This is a genomic window from Flavobacteriales bacterium (assembly GCA_016704485.1).
Lineage (GTDB): Bacteria > Bacteroidota > Bacteroidia > Flavobacteriales_F > PHOS-HE28 > PHOS-HE28.
This window is the reverse complement of the sequence record JADJAA010000001.1, coordinates 363144-378481: the sequence shown is the minus strand read 5'-3', so window position 1 is coordinate 378481 and position 15338 is coordinate 363144. Positions and strand designations below refer to the sequence as shown.

The window sequence follows — 15338 nt, the reverse complement described above, 5'->3', positions numbered from 1 at the left end:
GGTGCAAGATTCATCATTTTAGAAAGCGCTGTCAAGTTTATTATTAGACGGATGATGTATTTACGTCGACGAATCATAGATAACCATCGACGAACCGATTCATCAGTTTTAAGAGACTCCGAAAAAGAGGGAAGTTGGCGTTGCAAGCAACTGAAGTTCAGTTACTTATTTGGATCAAATAGGTGGAGAGTGGGTTGAATGATAACCATGATCGGTAGATGTTGTACGGACCCTTAGGGATAATAGTTGCGAGAACCTATCATTAATAAGTTTCGAAGCTCGGGGTTACCACTTGGAGGCGAGAAAAGTGTTTTGAGTGAATAAATTCAGGAATGCAGTGCTGGTGCTGATCAAATAGGAAAGAAACCTCAAAATGGATCAAATTGGCGCAATGGACAATGATTGATCATTATTGCACAAAACAAGAACCCCCGCACCTTTCGGCACGGGGGTCTTTGTATTTGTTACGATCCGAGGATCGCAGGTCGATCCTTACTTCTGGATCACCACACGCTGTGTGAATACTTCTTCACCAGCAGTAACTTTTACCATGTACATACCAACAGCTAAGTCGCCGTTGAGATCAATGGTGGTGTTGAGCACGCCATCCTGAATGCCAACAGTACGCGCGATCATGCGCTTGCCGCTGAGGTCGAAGATGTCCATGCTCACCGTGTTGATGAACGGATCCGTAATGTGCAAGCTTACATTCAACAACTCACCGTTGTTCGGATTCGGCCACATGTTCAATGACGCTGCGCCATTGTTGTCCAACGTTGCATTCTGGTTTCCGCCGATCGCAGTAGGAACAATTGTTACCAGACATACATCACCAACAACACAATAGGTTGCGCCGTTGTTCAATGACGCTTCTACGGTAATTTCGTATGTTCCGCTTGCTGCAAGTGTTGGCAGACCGGACCATCCCAAGTTCATGTAGTAGTAGTTGCTCAAACGGGAGAACGTACCCTCACCACTGGAGAAGGTGAACCTGTACTTGTTCGCACCACTAACAGGACGTGCATAGATGCGGTTCGCTGTATTGTTGACGAACTGACGTGTTACACCACAGCTATAGAACTGTGGGTTTCCAGGTACATCGAACAATTTAGTTGGAGGGCAAGCGGCCAAGGCCTCATCCCTTACAAAGCGACAAGCAGGACCCCAGTTCGCAGGAACATTGTTCACTACAGCACGCACACGAACGTTGAGTTTAACGCCGTCCGGGATATGGTTAGCTACTGCCCAGTTGTTCACTTTCATGTGGCACGTACGAGCAGAACCGATGTTCGCAAAGTTGTCTGAAACGTTGTGCCTGCGCTGGCGGATGTAGCTGTATCCACCGTTCGGGTTGTAGAACCAGAAGTCATAGCCACTATCTGCTCCAGCAGCACCGCCACCATTGTAGTCAGCAGCAACAGCGGCATCTTCATTGCACACGAGGTATTCGCCCGCTTTCCAGAAGGTTTTATCACAACTTGTGAAAAGCAGGTCGTTAGGACCAATTGGTACCTGGACTGCGCCATTGGAACTAAGAGCAGCAGGTGTAGTAGTGAACGCTGTTACTGAAGTTGTTCCAGCAGTCGCAGTGATGTTGTCAATGATACGCGTACCAGGGTTTCCACTGGTGCGTAGCATGTAGGAACCTCCAGCTGGAACACCGCTCACGCTCAACCTGAATTTACCATCAGGCAAACAGGTGAACTGCTGATTGATACCTAGGGTTCGCGAATCCGCCGCCACCGTTCTGTACCAGAATGTTGGTTGCATCTTCACGTAATTCCCATGTCGGTAATGTGCCGAACGCAGGCATTGTGATATCCAAGGTAAGGTCCGTGGTGCACTGCACACCGACACAATTACAGCTTGCATTCAATTGACCCAGAACAAATCCAGGACCAGCATCGCAAGCACTTCCGACGATCCCGAATGTAGTAGGACAATCATCATCATTATTGTCTACTCCACACGCTACTGGCGCACCTGCTCCGTAACCATCCCCGTCCGTATCAGCGTAAAGGTTCTGAGTGTCATCACAATCGCTATTGTCGGCAATGTATCCTGCGGGTGGGGTGCACGCATCCACCGCGTCGTTCGGATCACCAAAGCCATCACCATCTAAATCAGCATAGTACGTCTGTGTGGGGGTGATGGTGATGCCCGCCGTGGTCTGGTATTGGGCGCAACCATCTGCCGGGGCAACCGTGTAGGTGACCGTATGCGCAACCGCCGTGCTGGCAGCGAGGTCCACATCACCCGTGGAGCCATTGATCACCAAGCCCGCAGTGCCCGTGTATGTGCCACCAGTGGTTCCCGAGAAGGTAACCGTAGCGGTACCTGCATCGCTGCAATAGGGTGAACCAGCATAACTGATACTCGCCGAAGGAGCATCCGTGATGGTGATGCCCGCCGTGGTCTGGTATTGTGCGCAACCACCTGCCGGAGCAACCGTGTAGGTTACCGTATGGGCAACCGCCGTGCTGGCATCGAGATCCACATCACCCGTGGAACCGTTGATCACTAAGCCCGCCGTGCCCGTGTATGTGCCACCAGTGGTTCCCGAGAAGGTCACTGTAGCGGTACCTGCATCGCTGCAATAGGGTGAACCATTATAGCTGATGCTCGCTGAAGGAGTAGCAGTGACGGTGAAGACCGCCGGAGCACGTAATGTGCCGATGCAGTTATCCAGATCGCACTGCGCATAGAACGTGGTGTTACCCGGTGTGTTCGCGTCCACTGCGCCGGCAGTTACCGGGTCGAAGACCACACCGCCACCCACGGGAGCGCCACCCGTTGAGGCAGCGAACCAGACCGGGGTGGGCATGGTGTAATCTAGTTCAAGGCTCATGCTCGCGATGGTCGCATCAGGCACAACAGCATCGTTAAAGCTCTCATACATTGAAACGGCAATGCTGCCACCGTTTTCCCAGCCGGGGAAGGGACCAGCAATAGTAAAGGTGTGTGATGGTATATTCCCGGAAGCCGCAGCAGCACCTGGAATAGCGACACCGGTACCGGTGATCAAGCCGCTAACGTCCAATCGGATCTCGCTCAGGTAGGACCCACCCGTTGCCGTGATGTTGGTCAAGATGAACCGCACGCCTGTCACTACAGCCGCCTGTGGGCAACGCGGGCACGGTCAAGGTGCTTTGCAGAATGGGTGTGGTGCCATCGCTCTCGAAGGGCGCACTGGGGAAGGCGAGAACTGAGCCGAACGCAAGTGTGGACTCCGCGCAAACGGTTCCCGTAAGTCCTTCACCATTTGGTACGGATCCTCCTTGGCAAATAGTGTAAGGTGCGGTGGTCGGTGCGGCGCATGGGGCAGGTGGAGCGCTGCACTGCACGTATCGGATCCGGCAAACGCTCTCCGCACCACAACCAGAACTGGTGTGCGTATAGAAACGGTAAGTGGTCGAAGTAGTAGGGGTGTAATTCACCGGCCCGTACCGAAAGCGTAACCGACGGTACCAGCACTGTTGTCGACGCGATCCAATCCGAGGCCACACTGCTGGTGAAGGTGTAGAGTACGCCCGAGGTGAGGTTCATGGTGGTGTATTCGCCGGCATAACCGCAGGCCAAGGACACATCGTGCGGGACGCCATCACAAACGACCGATTGGGCACCTGTTGGATATTCGCCATTCGGTGCGGTGAAACACGGAGCTGGCGGAGCTGGCGCGGTGTAGTAGTAGCTCACACGTGTGGCAGCATTCAGAACCGTGCACGTAGGATTTCCGGATGTGTACCTTGTCACCAGTATGGAGCGGGTGGAATTAACGGTCTCAGTATAGCTGAACGTCGATTGCGTACCACACCCATCGTCGTTGAATGCGAGTTGCGTACCGCCGTTGCCTGTTGAGTACAAACGCAGGTACGTATCGCTTGAGGTGAGCCCACAGGTGGCGAAGGTGTAAGTGCGCCCGGCCACCGTGGTAAAGTTGAACGCCCTTCGACCGCTGCTATATGAGGCCGTATTCTGGCTGACCGTGGTCACTGTGATCGCATCGTTCGAGGTCGCGGTATTGCAGTACTGGGCATCCGCATTCGTCGTGAACAACGCACCGATCGCGCTCAGCGTGAGAATGCCCGCCAGCTTTCGCACCGCGCGGAGCGGTCTATTCCAAGTGTAGTTATGCTTCATTGATTTTGGGTTTTGGTTTGTGTTAAAGACTAGGAGAGTAGATCTGAGCTTTTCCTCCATCTGGACGTTCACCGTCCGAATGGATGTTGAGTTCTTGTTATGTGTCATTCGTTTGCTTTTTTACTACGGGAAAGTGACGTAAAGGGAATTAGCCCATAACGAGGACTTATTGGAAAAACACGCCCTGGATGCATCCAGGATCGTGGTCAGTAAAGAAGGGATGGAAGAGTCAAGAATGAAGTCCAAGGGAGCGTGTTTTTTATGATCAATTAAAACTGCGTTCGTCATCCTTTTTCACCTTATTGGTCGACTGAAAATGCACGTACAGCGATGCTAAAGTATATGGTCTCGCCGCCCAAGTCAAGTATTGTGAATAAAATAATTGAAGCCACCAATATTCATAAATTCAGTACGACAGGATTGGACGAACCGACATGCTGTTGGTTGCCAATGCGTCTTTTGGCCACGCAACAATGAACTTTGATATACGCTATGTTAAGCGAGCCAGCATCATTCGGTGATCCGTCCGTTTCGGTGTGATGCGCAATACGTGGATAGCGAGAGTCGGATCCATACGTTGGGAACCATGAGCATGTACTACTGGATCAGAGATCGGTTCCGGGAACAGAGTTGATCCGATCAGCACCTGGCCCATAACAAGAACCCCCGCACCTTTCGGCACGGGGGTCTTTGAATTTGCTACGAACCGAAGATCGAAAGTTTATCCTTACTTCTGGATCACCATACGTTGTGTGAAGACTTCATCGCCAGCAGTAACTTTTACCACGTACATACCATCAGCAAGGTCGCCTCCCGCAGAACTGCGGGAGAGATCAATGGTGGTGTTGATAAGGCCATCCTGGATGCCAACAGTGCGCGCGATCATGCGCTTACCGCTAAGGTCGAAGATGTCCATGCTCACCGTGCTAATGAACGAATCTGGTCTGCAATGCAGGCTCATGTTCAACGATCACCGTTGTTCGGGTTCGGCCATAGGTTCAATGCGGAACCTTTTTCATTCAACGCAATGTTCTGTTGGCCAGCGATCGCATTGTTGTTGATGGTCACCAAGCAAATTTCACCTACAATACAATATGAAGCACCATTATTGAAGGAGGCTTGTACGGTTACATCATAGGTCTCACCATCATTCATGAGCGGCCCAGATGTCCATCCCAAGTTCAGGTAGTAGGTGCTTACGATCTTTACGATAGGCGTTGCCAACTCGGCACTGGTGATGGTGAATTTGTATTTGTTAGCACCAGTTACTGGACGTGAATAGAGCCTGTCCGTTGCGTTCGAAGTGAAAGCACGGGTTACACCACAGCTATAGAACTGAGGGAATCCTGGTACATCGAAGAGTTTTGTTGGAGGGCAGATGGCCAAGGCCTCGTCACGTACGAAACGGCATGCTGGTCCCCAGTTCTTCGGTACATTGTTCACTACAGCACGAACACGAATGTTCATTTTCACATTGTTCGGGATATGGCTCGCACTAGCCCAGTTGTTCACTTTCATGTGGCACGTGCGTGCAGAACCAACAGCACCGAAGTTGTCCGATACGTTATTGCGACGCTGACGAATGTAACTGTATCCACCGTTCGGGTTGTAGATCCAGAAGTCGTAACCGGAAGTTGCGGATTGCGCGCTATTGGGAGCGTTAGGCACCCAGGTCGCGGCAACATCAGCATCTTCATTCACAACAACGTATTCACCTGCTTTCCAAAATGGTTTGTCGCAGCTTGTGAAAAGAAGCTCCGCTGGTCCTACTGGGATGTGCACAGCTCCTGTTGAACTCAGGATCATAGGTGTGGTGTTGAACTCGATAACCTGTGTACTTCCGTTGGTCGCGGTTTGCTATCAATGATGCGTGTGCTCGTAGTTACCGCTGGTGCGCAATACATAAGCACCACCTGAAGGCATACCATTCACGATCAGTTTGAAGGTTCCATCAGGCAAGCATGTGGTCGTTGGGTTGATACCAGCGAAACCGAATCCGCCACCACCGCTCTGTACGAGCAGGTTGGTGCCAGCATCACGTAATTGCCAAGTAGGTAGTGTACCAAAGGCCGGCATGGTCACATCCAGATTCAAGTTGGTCGTGCAAGCAACACCCACACAGGCGCAGCTAGCATTCAACTCACCAAGCACGAAGGCTGGTCCAGCATCGCAAGCACCACCGACTGCGCCGAATACCGTAGGGCAATCATCAGCGTTGTTCGCAACACCACAAGCTATAGGCACGCCCGCACCGTATCCGTCACCGTCGCCATCAGCATACAGGTTCTGGGTGTCGTCGCAATCGCTGTTGTCTGCTACATAACCAACGGGTTGTACACATGCTAGCTGCGAATCACCCGGGTTGCCAAAGCTGTCACCATCGGAATCCGCATACCAAGTGGATGCCGGGGTCTCGGTTACCATAATGGTCGCTGTTGTATTTGCACAAGGTGCAGTGCCGGTCACAGTGTATACATAAGCACCTTGATCCATGGTCACAGGATCATACAGGTCACCGATAACGGCACTGGGGCCACTCCAAGAACCTGCATCATGTGCGCCCAAAAGGACTCCAATATTCGCAGGAGCATCCACGCTACATAGCGTTACGGTATTATTGCCGCCTGCGATCGGAGCTGCTATTACATCGAATGTTGTTTGTAACCTGACGTTCTCGCAGGCATTGTATGCGCATGTTGCATATAAAGACGTGGTGCCGGGTGTTGAAGCATTCACAGCACCAACACCAACAGGGTCCAACAGTTCGCCAGTATGTACCAACGTTCCGTTCGTTGACGCAGTATACCACCTCACATCGGTAGGCAACGCATACTCAACTTCGATCAACGCGCCGCCAATAACGGCATCCGGACTGGTGAAGAAATTGTCCGTCGTCTGCCGCGTACGAATGTTGATCGTACCACCACCGATCGGGAAGCTTGCAAGTGTAATTACGGGATCAGGACTCACTGTTCCAGGTCCGGTTGTGGTTGTAAGTTGCGTCTCAACCAGCGTGTATGCGCCAGAAAGTGCTACTCTGATATTTTGTCTCTGCGCACTGATGAAATTCGAAGCAGCTACCACGTTGAACAATTTTAGTCGGGCTCCTGTAACAACTGCTCCAGGAGGTAAGGCTGGTATTGTTACAGTAGCACGCGTTGTGATCGTAGTCCCTTCGCTGATGAAATTGGATCCAGGAAATGCGTTGCTACTTTGCTCCGCTATTGGTGCACACGATGCACTTAGTCCTTGTCCTCCGGGTACTGTAGTATTCTGGCATATCGCATAGGTAGCCATATTTATGGTCGGGGCTCCTGGTGCAGGGTTGACAATGATGGTTGTATTCTCGGCGGTTGTACACGGGCCGTTCGTATGTGTGTATGTGATGGTTTGGGTGCCAGCACTCGGGTCGAAATTATTCCCGGTAACACCGGTTCCGCTCCATGTACCACCGATAGGTGTGCCGTTCAAAGCAATTGGACCATCATTTGCACACAATGGGCCATAACTTCCGGTAATAACAACAGATGGGGAAGTTACGACGACCAACACATCATCCGTCGAAGGCGAGCAAGGGCTATTCGTAGCGGTCCAACGTAAGGTATAAGTACCCGCCGTTGTCATCCCGGTAATGGAGGTCGTCGGTGAAGAAGCGGTTGTGATGGCAACGCCACTAGGACCACTTACCAAACTCCAAGAACCCGCACCGCTTGTGATCGTATTGCCGGCCATTGTTGCGGATCCAGGGTTAGTACAGATGCTTTGGGTCGGTCCAGCATTTGCTGTGGTAGGGCTGGCCCTAACCGTCAGTACCATATCATTAGTTGAACTGGTGCATGGCGAATTAGCGATCGTCCAGCGCAACGTATAAACACCAGCAGTGATCGGAGTGAAGGTGGCATTGTTCGCACTAGTGCTACTGAATTGTGAGATGTTGTTCGTTGCACCACCATTTACCGTTTGGATCGTCCAAGTACCCGTGCCTGAGCTTGGTGCATTTGCGGCCAATGTGGCTCCGAATAGAATGCATACGGTCTGGTCAGCGCCAGCATTCGAGGTAGTCGGATTCGAGTTCACCACCACGGCGAATTGAGATGTAGTTGCTGAAGCACCTCCGTTCGAACAGGTGGTGGTGGCGACATAGTAGCGTGTGGCCGTCAAGGTTCCCGTTGAGAGGCTATTTCCAGAGCCGGCCGATGTTGGGTATGGCCCACCATTCACTGTGCCATAGGACCATGCAGTGCTCAATCCATAACCACCAGTAGAATTACCTGTCAAGGTCAACGTGGTACCGGTGCCTGTGCAGAGTGGAGAAGTTCCTCCAATGCTGCCCGCGGTAGGTGTGCCTGTGCAGTAATCAGGGGTCCATGTATAGGTCAAACCTGTTGTGGGAGCTCGTGAACTGCTGAAACGGATCGTGTTCGAATTGGATGTTGATGCGGTGGTTCCTTGCCAGTTCGCACTGGTTGTTGAGGTTCTACTATTGTAGTCCGATATCGTGGTACGGATCCCAACTTGAGGGTTTTCGCTTGTGCTACTGCTCGAAGTCGTTACAGTACCAAAGACCACTTGTACCGTTTGGTTCGCCGCGTTTCCACCACCTTCATTAAGCAAGATCTGGAAGCTAATGTCATCCGAGCCTGTGAAATTCTCACGTGCCACCCTGGTATACTGCACCACAACGGTACGGTTCGGGCTTGTGCCCGTGGTTGTCACGATCGCGTTTCCCCGAGGGGTCAGTGTCGTTGATCCACTTGCTGTGGCATTTGCACTAAGTGTTACTGTGGTACCTGAGATGTTCGTGATCACCGCATTGTTCGGGATACCGGAACCACTCAAGCGCATTCCTACGCGAATGTTCGTCGTGGTTGCTCCGGTAATGGTCGGGGTGCCGTTTGTGCGGGTCCCTGAAAATGTGCTGTAGGTACGTTCGATCAGATCGGCGTTGAATCCTGCAACACCGAATTGTGTCACGTTTCCACCAAGGAATTCACCCGAGTTGTCGGAGTTACTGACATATGCCCCGCCACTGTTGTTATCGCTGATCGATGTGCCGAACACGAAGAACCCGTTACTGGAGATCCGGATCTTTGTGTACGCGGTCTCGTCGTAGTTGAATGTGAACGGTAATGTGTAGGTGACATCGCTATCGTCCCACGCGTCACTGAACAATGCGTTGACACCGGCCGCGCCCATAGCCGAGTAAGTGCCTGTGGATTGTGACCACGAATACTGTGTGGCGACTTGGCCCCAGAGGAGCGAAGATGTTGTGAGAACGAGCAATGCGATGACCGCTCGTAAGGGGTTAACAAGCCCTGTTAATGTGGGAGAGCTGAACTTCATGGATGATGTGTTGGTTTAGGAGTCTAAATTTTGCTTGATTGTGGTTTTTCGTTCAATTTATTTTACGACAGACGTCGTTTTTATAACGGCGTTCAGTAGTAGATCATCGAGGAATTAATTTCTGTGGTTCTGAAGGTTTGTCAAATGGAATCCGATTTTTTGCATCACATAACTGATCATTGATGATTTTATACTCACTGGTCTGACGGAATGTTACATCAATGGGCAACTTGATCTATCCATGCTACACGAATACATTGAAATATTGATCATAAAGTCCGAGCATGAATAAATTCAGGCGTGTTCGATCCGGATACTTTGAAGCCAGATCACCGATCAGAATGAAATAATGTCAAGAAAGGAAGAGCGGATAGATAGAGATGTAAGAAATATTCAGATCATGGATAGATGTAATGCGATTGAAGCAATGCAGGCCAACGGCACCAAACAAGAACCCCCGCACCTTTCGGTACGGGGGTCATGTTCGTTAACGATCCTGGGATCGTACTTTATTCAGCTTACTTCTGGATCACCACACGTTGTGTGAAGACTTCATCACCAGCAGTAACTTTTACCACGTACATACCATCAGCAAGGTCGCCGTTGAGGTCAATGGTGGTGTTGATAAGGCCATCCTGGATAGCAACAGTACGTGCGATCATGCGCTTACCACTTAGGTCGAAGATGTCCATGCTCACCGTGCTAATGAACGGATCCGTAATGTGCAGGCTCATATTCAACACATCCCCGTTATTCGGGTTCGGCCATAGGTTCAATGCCGCAGTACCATTGTTGTCCAACGCTGCATTCTGGCTTCCGCCGATCGCAGTAGGAACAATTGTTACCAGACAGACATCCCCAACAACACAATAGCTTGCGCCATTGTTCATTGATGCTTGCACGGTAACCTCGTATGTCGCGCTCACGGTCAGTGTTGGTAGACCGGACCAACCTAAATTCACGTAGTAGTAGTTGGTCACGCGAGAGAACGTGCCCTCACCACTGGAGAAGGTGAACTTGTACTTATTCGCACCGGAAACGGGTCGTGCATAGATGCGGTTCGCTGTATTGTTCACGAACTGGCGTGTTACACCACAGCTATAGAACTGTGGGAACCCCGGCACATCGAACAATTTCGTAGGCGGCACGCGGCCAAGGCCTCATCCCTTACAAAGCGACAAGCAGGACCCCAGTTCGCAGGAACATTGTTCACTACAGCACGCACACGAACGTTGAGCTTCACGCCGTCCGGGATATGGTTAGCTGTGGCCCAGTTGTTCACTTTCATGTGGCACGTACGTGCAGAGCCTATGTTCGCGAAGTTGTCCGACACATTGTGCCTGCGCTGGCGGATGTAACTGTATCCACCGTTCGGGTTGTAGAACCAGAAGTCATAGCCTGTGGTCGTTGGTTGCACGTTACTGGGGCCGTTCGGCACCCATTCAGCCGCTACGTCTGGATCTTCGTTGCACACAACATATTCACCGGATACCCAGAATGGCTTATCACAACTTGTGAAAAGCAGGTCGTTAGGACCAACCGGTACCTGCACGGCTCCATTGGAACTAAGTGCAGCAGGCGTAGTGTTATACGGTGTCACTGAGGTTGTTCCAGCGACCGTAGTAATGTTATCAATGATCCGCGTTCCAGGGTTTCCACTGGTGCGTAGCATGTAGGAACCTCCAGCTGGAACACCACCCATGACCAACCTGAATTTACCATCCGGCAAGCAGGTGAATTGTTGATTCACCCCAGGGTTAGCGAAACCTCCGCCCCCGCTTTGTACTAGAATGTCGGTTGCATCTTCAAGCAGTTCCAGGTCGGTAATGTACCGAAAGCAGGCATGGTAATGTCCAGCGTGAGGTCCTCACTGCATAGTACACCGACACAATCGCAATTTGAGTCCAATGCACCGAGCACATATCCAGGACCAGCGTCACAAGCACTTCCAATGATCCCGAAATCACCAGGGCAACTATCGTCATCATTGTCCACGCCACATGCTACCGGAGCACCTGCTCCGTAGCCATCACCGTCGGTATCGGCATACAGGTTCTGGGTGTCGTCGCAGTCGCTATTGTCCGCTACTCCGCAGGCAACCGGTGTACCTGCTCCGAAACCGTCACCATCGTTATCAGCATATTGAAGTTGCGCATCGTTGCAATCACTGTTGTCCGCCACACCGCAAGCAACCGGAGCACCTGCTCCGAATCCATCCCCATCACCGTCGGCATAGAGGTTCTGGGTGTCGTCGCAATCGGTGTTATCAGCTACACCGCAAGCCACCGGAGTACCCGCTCCGAAGCCATCTCCATCATTATCGGCATACAGCAACTGGGTATCATCACAATCACTGTTATCCGCGATCCCGCATGCTGCATTGGCAGCTGCTCCGAATCCATCACCATCAACATCCGCATGCAAAAGGGCTGCATCATCACAATCCGTATTGTCGGCAACACCACAGGCTACAGGCGAACCTGTTCCGAAGCCATCACCATCATTATCCGTATACAGCAATTGGGTATCATCGCAGTCACTGTTATCGGCTACGTATCCTGAAGGAACTATGCATGTGTAACCGGCCAGTGGTGAACCAGCGTCGCCGAATCCATCGCTATCGTCATCCGCATAGTACGTAGTAGGCACATCGGCCACGCCGCAACCACAGACCCCCGGAGCGAGCTTGTTGGGGTCGTTGTCGCACAGTTCGCAGGCATCGCCAGCGGAATCACCGTCAGCATTGGCTTGGGAGGCATTCGAGGTGCTCACGCAGTTGTCGCAGGCATCGCCTACGCCATCACCATCGCCATCCTCCACGGTCACGTTCAATTGTAGGTTCCCCGTCGGCCCTGATCCATAATAGGAACCCACGGAGATGTAATAGAAGGTGCCTTGCGTGGCCGTCCAGGAAACACTGGATTGGGGACTAGAACAAGCCGGCCCCCCGTCATCATTGCAGGTTACCTCGGTGAAAGCGCCACAGCTACCACTGAATACGGCCATCTCCGTATCGAAATTCGTGAGGCCGGTGCAGGTCTTTGCGGACATCGTGCCGCACACGCCGCTCACCTTCCACCATACGTTCTTGTTGGGGCCGGAGCAAGTAGAGGTGGGGACATCGTCCGTTGCATTGGCGTTGCTGATGACCGCGCTCGTGTACGGATAGGCATTCACGTTGATCGCGTTCGCGCAAGCATCGTTGGCGGGTGCAGGGGATGAGCAGGTAACGTTCAGGGAGAAGGTACTGTTGCTGCTATACCCATATACCTTGATGTAATAGGTCACCCCATTGGTGGAAGTCCAGCCATAACTGGCCGAGGTTCCTGAACAGGCCGGTCCGTTATCGTCTGTACCGCCGACGCAGACGAGGGAGGTACAGGTGCCGGAATAGATGGAGATCCTACTGTCCCACGAGGTTGCACAGAGGCTGGCGACCATGTCCTGGCCGTTGCCCACAATGGAGTACCACGCCCCGGGGTAGGATTGCGCCACCCCGCAGGTGGTGGTGCCTTCGTAGGTGCCTGTCGTGGTAAAGCCCACTGTAGTGCCGGCCGTGGTACTGCCGCAGGTGACTGCTGTGGCGTCGCACACCAGATCATTGTTTGCCGCGGCCGTCGTGTTCGTAATGGTGGAGGTCATGCCGGTCGATGCAGTGCCGCACGACGAGTTCGTGTTGTAGTGGATATAGTAGCTGCCGCCCGCCGCTGCCGTCCAATTCAACGGTGTGGTGCCCGCAGCGACTATTGTTCCGTTGTACGTTCCTGCATGTACGGTGATGTAGGTCCCTGCAATGCTCCCTGTGGAGGTGAACGTGTGGCCGGCTACGGCACCGGTCATCGTGTTGTATTCCGATTGGTATTGGGCCGATGAGATGGTGTACGCCCCAGCTCCCGGTGCGGGTGCGGTAAAGGAACCGTACGCCGTGGTGTTGGTGCAGCCGCTTCCGACCGTGGTGTTCGTGATCGTGGAGGTCATGCCGGTCGATGCAGTGCCGCACGACGAGTTCGTGTTGTAGTGGATATAGTAGCTGCCGCCCGCCGCTGCCGTCCAATTCAACGGCGTGGTGCCCGCAGCGACTATTGTTCCGTTGTACGTTCCTGCATGTACGGTGATGTAGGTCCCTGCAATGCTCCCCGTGGAGGTGAACGTGTGGCCGGCTACGGCACCGGTCATCGTGTTGTACTCAGACTGGTATTGATTGGTGGCGATCTGGTACGGCCCTGCACCCGGCGCTGGTGCCGCAAAGGAACCGAAAGCAGACGTGTTGGTGCAGCCGCTTGCGACCGTGGTGTTCGTGATCTTAGTGATGGTGTAGGCCGAAGAAGTGCCGCACGACGAGTTGGTGTGGTAGGTGATGTAGTAGGTGCCACCTGCCGTGGCGGTCCAATTCAGCGGTGTCGTACCAGAACTCACCAATGCGCCGTTGAATGTACTTGCGCGCACGGTGATATAGGTGCCTGCCGCGGTCGCCTCGGACATGAACGTATGGCCGGCAACAGCACCGGTCATTTGGTTGTATTCACCATCCAATTGTTGGGCCGACGAGATCGTGTACGCCCCTGCCCCCGGTGCGGGAGCGGAAATGGCCGAGAACGGATACTGCGAGGTGCCGGTGCAGCCCGCTGGCGCCGCGACATACGTGAGCGTAATGTCATCCACTGCTGGATTCGCGTACGGGGAAGACCCGTCGGTTTTGTATGTGAAGACCAAGCGGACCGTGGTGCCCGCCAAGGCGGTCAGATCGATCTGTGGTCGCGCAGTGAAACCGGTGAGCAACGGGGTGGTGTATGTCGCACGCACGGTTCCTGCGGGTAGGGTGCCCGAAACAGGAGTCTGCGCCGTGGTGTTCGTGTAGATATAGAAGTAGTCATAATTATTATCAATGATAGGCATCTTCAACTTGTAGTTGAGATACACCTGCGTCGCTCCTGACGGAATAGCGATATCCCGGTAGAAGTGCTTGATCACTGCAGTGGTGGACCCAATATAAGTCGTCGAACTCGATCCTACGAATGCAGCTTTGGTGCCTGTAGCAGCCCCTGCTGCGGTTCCCGTGAACCATGTAACCGAAGTGGCATTCACCCCTGTCCAGCCGTTCGCTGCCAGTGTTGATGTTCCGCTCTCGAATCCGCCATCGCTGGCCGTTATCAAAGCGATCTGTGCTTGTGCTGTGGTTGTCCACAATACACCTATCGCGCAGAGCGCGAGGATGCCTGACAGCTTGCGCACCATGTGGAGCGGGCTGTACCAAGAGTATTTAGAATTCATGATCGTGTGTTTTGGGTTGGGTAAAAGGCAAGGTTTTTGGTTCGTGATCTTTCCATCGATGGCCAACATCGCAATGGGTTATTCGAGTTCCTATTCTGCATCATTCGTTTGGGTCTGGATCTTAAATGAAAGTGACGAAAAGAGAATTAGCCCGGAAATGAGGACTTAGTAGAACACACACACCAACCCCTATTGGGATGCGATGCGGAAAAGTGAAGTAAGAATCGAAAAAGTAGTCCAAGGGAGAGGGGTATTGCATCAATATAGAACAGCATTCGTCATGCTATTTCGACCCCGTTCCTAGACTGAAAAGGCAGTTATAGCAAGCTAATGTAGGTTGTTTTTACTACGCGGATCAAGTATTGTGGATAAATAAAGTGATACCACCAATATTCACAATTTCAGGTATGATATGAGGAACAAACATGCTGATGGTTGCTTCTGCGTCTCTTGGATACGGAACAATGCACTTGCAATACGCTAGTAGAAGTGAGCCGGGACCACTCATCCTTCGCTCCTTTTCAACGCTATGCTCAATGCGTGGATAGCGAGGATCGAAACCCATTCGCCAGGGAACTTAAACG

Annotated in this window: 9 protein-coding genes; all 9 read right to left on the bottom strand. The window is 52.4% G+C overall.

What is annotated here, in order from left to right; genetic code table 11:
• Positions 1–492 precede the first annotated feature (492 nt).
• The gene (locus IPF95_01660; protein MBK6473400.1) at positions 493–1668 is read right to left on the bottom strand and encodes a T9SS type A sorting domain-containing protein; all 1176 of its coding nucleotides are present in this window, start codon (positions 1666–1668) and stop codon (positions 493–495) included.
• A gap of 19 nt (positions 1669–1687) precedes the next feature.
• Entirely contained in the window at positions 1688–3088 is a 1401-nt protein-coding gene (locus IPF95_01655) for a hypothetical protein (GenBank protein ID MBK6473399.1), read from the bottom strand.
• A 167-nt stretch (positions 3089–3255) separates the two neighbouring features.
• The gene (locus tag IPF95_01650) at positions 3256–4140 is read right to left on the bottom strand and encodes a hypothetical protein (GenBank protein ID MBK6473398.1); all 885 of its coding nucleotides are present in this window, start codon (positions 4138–4140) and stop codon (positions 3256–3258) included.
• 727 nt (positions 4141–4867) lie between these two features.
• Positions 4868–5101, bottom strand: a complete 234-nt coding sequence (locus IPF95_01645) for a T9SS type A sorting domain-containing protein (GenBank protein ID MBK6473397.1) — start codon at positions 5099–5101, stop codon at positions 4868–4870.
• 2 nt (positions 5102–5103) lie between these two features.
• A complete protein-coding gene (locus tag IPF95_01640; protein ID MBK6473396.1) occupies positions 5104–5946 on the bottom strand; it encodes a hypothetical protein in 843 nt (280 codons plus the stop codon).
• Between the two features lie 54 nt (positions 5947–6000).
• A complete protein-coding gene (locus tag IPF95_01635; GenBank protein ID MBK6473395.1) occupies positions 6001–9483 on the bottom strand; it encodes a hypothetical protein in 3483 nt (1160 codons plus the stop codon).
• Positions 9484–10001: 518 nt separating this feature from the next.
• Complete coding sequence (locus tag IPF95_01630) at positions 10002–10631, bottom strand: T9SS type A sorting domain-containing protein (GenBank protein MBK6473394.1); 630 nt, start codon at positions 10629–10631, stop codon at positions 10002–10004.
• A complete protein-coding gene (locus IPF95_01625) occupies positions 10571–11233 on the bottom strand; it encodes a hypothetical protein (GenBank protein MBK6473393.1) in 663 nt (220 codons plus the stop codon). Before IPF95_01625 ends, IPF95_01630 begins: the two co-directional genes overlap by 61 nt.
• A 35-nt stretch (positions 11234–11268) precedes the next feature.
• Positions 11269–14754, bottom strand: coding sequence for a hypothetical protein (locus IPF95_01620; protein MBK6473392.1), 3486 nt, complete (start codon positions 14752–14754; stop codon positions 11269–11271).
• Positions 14755–15338: the final 584 nt, after the last annotated feature.

Excerpts from the sequence above, each read along its gene's own strand:
- IPF95_01650 (MBK6473398.1), bottom strand. The coding sequence starts at position 4,140 with ATGAAGCATAACTACACTTGGAATAGACCGCTCCGCGCGGTGCGAAAG.
- IPF95_01645 (MBK6473397.1), bottom strand. The coding sequence starts at position 5,101 with ATGAGCCTGCATTGCAGACCAGATTCGTTCATTAGCACGGTGAGCATG.
- IPF95_01640 (MBK6473396.1), bottom strand. The coding sequence starts at position 5,946 with ATGATCCTGAGTTCAACAGGAGCTGTGCACATCCCAGTAGGACCAGCG.
- IPF95_01635 (MBK6473395.1), bottom strand. The coding sequence starts at position 9,483 with ATGAAGTTCAGCTCTCCCACATTAACAGGGCTTGTTAACCCCTTACGA.
- IPF95_01620 (MBK6473392.1), bottom strand. The coding sequence starts at position 14,754 with ATGAATTCTAAATACTCTTGGTACAGCCCGCTCCACATGGTGCGCAAG.